The 2,281-nt window shown below is 66.8% G+C and carries 3 protein-coding genes; 2 read left to right on the top strand and 1 reads right to left on the bottom strand.

Annotated elements, in window-relative coordinates:
- Positions 1-277: DUF934 domain-containing protein (locus tag I71_RS24140; RefSeq protein WP_042699537.1), on the top strand; the 277-nt coding region annotated here is incomplete at its 5' end.
- 101 nt (positions 278-378) lie between these two features.
- On the opposite strand, the gene I71_RS24135 is transcribed toward I71_RS24140, so the two are convergent.
- Complete coding sequence (locus tag I71_RS24135; protein WP_244434020.1) at positions 379-1,014, bottom strand: DUF882 domain-containing protein; 636 nt, start codon at positions 1,012-1,014, stop codon at positions 379-381.
- Between the two features lie 560 nt (positions 1,015-1,574).
- Here I71_RS24135 and I71_RS24130 point away from each other — a divergent pair.
- A partial coding sequence (locus tag I71_RS24130) for a pentapeptide repeat-containing protein (RefSeq protein ID WP_042699539.1) occupies positions 1,575-2,281 on the top strand: 707 nt, incomplete at its 3' end.

Genomic DNA, 2,281 nt, shown 5'->3' with positions numbered 1-2,281 from the left:
TCCGCGACGCCGTGGTTTCTCCACCGCGCGCGAGCTGCGGAAGCGCTATGGCTACACCGGCGAGATCCGCGCGGTCGGTCATTCATTCCCCGACCAGTATCTTTATCTGGTCCGCACCGGATTCAGCTCGGTCGAGGCGCCGGAGGGCACCAACCCGGACAGCTGGGCCAACGCGCTGACCGAGGTCACCATAGCCTTCCAGCCCAGCCTCGACGACACCGCGCCGCTGTCGCTGCTGCGCCGCAAGCTGAAGGTCGGGCAGGCGGACGCCGAGTAGGGAGACGCGGGGGAGGGCATTTCCCCCGCCGCTAAACGGAAAAGGCGCCGTCCCCGTCGGGGCGGCGCCTTTTCCGTTTCCGCAGTCCGTGGCCTGGCCGCTTACCAGTGGCGCAGCGGCCCGACGTCGACATGGACGAAGTTGCTGTCGGGATAATAGCCGACACCGCCGCCGCGCAGGCTCAGCGCCGCGCGCTGCAGCTGTCGGGTCGACAGGCCTTCGACCCGGAGGTCGATCGCCATGCCGCGAATGTGGTAGCTGTTCTGCGCCACGCCGCTGCCATCGGCCTCGCGCAGCATCGCGTTGGTCTCCGGCGACCGATAGGCCGAGACGATCTCGATCGGGCCGCGCCGGTTGATCTTGCGGCTCAGCGCATGGACCAGATCCAGCAGCTTCGGGTCCATCGCATGGACCGAATTGTTGTGGTGGTCGCGCAGCACGCGGTTCAACGCCCGCATCGCGTCGCGGACATATTTGCCCTTAGACCAGTATTCGGCGTTGATGCGTTCGCCGGTGTGCAGGTTCACCAGCGACAGCACGCGCGGCGGGGCGCGGAGCGCCGCAGCTTCCGCCTCTTCGCTGGTGAACAGGGTTCCCCCGGCAGAGGTGGCCGCCGCCAGACCCAGGCCGGCGCGCAGCAGATTGCGGCGATCGAGATGATGGCGTTCGGTGGCGTGGCTCCCGCCAACGCTCGGGCGTGCGGCCACAATCGACCGGGCGTCCGCATCCTTCATCATTCTTCCTTCATATCCCGTTTTCCCGCTCCGGTCCCTGGGATCCATCGTTTGGCCCCCGTCGTCCCGGTTACGGCCAAAGCCACACCCTGGCCAAGGTCAAGGTGCGCTGCGGTGCGTTAATCCGAAAGGTGGGACACTTTTAGGATGCCCGTGGCCTTTTCTGTCAAGCAACCATTGCTTAACCGATGCTGTTTTTTGACCGGGGCCAGGGAATCCGCCAGCTGCGCCGCGGAGCGGGCGGAGGGCCGATTCGCGATTGTTCGCGACCCGTTCGCAAGCGGTTCGATTACAGAACCGTAACAGGCGCGACTCGGGATCGCTTCGGCAAATTCGCGCCAAAAGCGATGGTTTGGACCTATGCCTGTTGCTCTGTCCAAGCGTCTGTTTTCCATATCCAACACGGCAGAATTGCTCTGCCGGCGACCGAAAAGCGGTCCTGCGGTCCTGCCGAACCGCATCCTCCGAAAGAGGGTGCGCAAAAGGGGGATTCATTCAGCCTTCGGTAAGGAATGAACCTCATGATTGTCGCGATGTAACCATTTCGCGGCGTCGACCTGCCCGTGCCCACAGCCACCACACCCACCGCTTTGTCCGTGTCCTTCTTTCGGCCCGATCAACTGGCCGAGGTTCTGGACCGGCATGCCCGCTGGATCAAGGGCCAGCCGGGTGGCGTCCGCGCGAACCTCGCCATGGCGGATCTGGAGGGGGTGGACCTGTCGCAGCGCGACCTGCGCGGCGCCCGTCTGGTCGGCGCGCGGCTGGCGCGCGGGCGGCTGAACGGCACCAATCTGGCCGGCGCCGACCTGTTCGGTGTCGATCTGCGCGATGCCGACATCAGCCGTGCCAACCTGATGCAGACCGATCTGCGCGGCGCCCGCCTGCGTTCGGCCGACTTCTCCCATGCCAATCTGAATGGCGCCGATCTGCGTGCCGGCACGCTGGAGCCGGGGGGCGCCGCCCGCCGCGGCGCCGGATCCGATCCGCAGGACGCCGACAGCGCCCGCCAGATCCACAAGGCGGCGCTGGCCCGTCTGCAGAATGGCATGAAGGCGGAGGGCGGTGTTCCCACCGACCTGACCGGTGCGGTGCTGCGCGGCGCCAACCTGTCCGACGCCGATCTGTCCGGTGCGGTGCTGCAGAATGCCGACCTGTCGGGGGCGATGCTGACCGGGGCGGATCTCACGGGCGCGCGGCTGAACGGCGCCAACTTGTCGGGGGCGGCACTGGATGGCACCCGCTTCGACCAAGCCGACATGGTCGGCACGCG

Source organism: Azospirillum sp. B506 (genome assembly GCF_000333595.1).
In the GTDB taxonomy this organism is placed as follows: Bacteria; Pseudomonadota; Alphaproteobacteria; order Azospirillales; family Azospirillaceae; genus Azospirillum.
The sequence above is the reverse complement of the archived record's forward strand: the minus strand, read 5'-3'. Positions and strand labels throughout refer to the sequence as shown.

Coding starts and splice junctions, on each gene's coding strand:
- I71_RS24135 (WP_244434020.1), bottom strand. CDS start 1,014: ATGATGAAGGATGCGGACGCCCGGTCGATTGTGGCCGCACGCCCGAGC.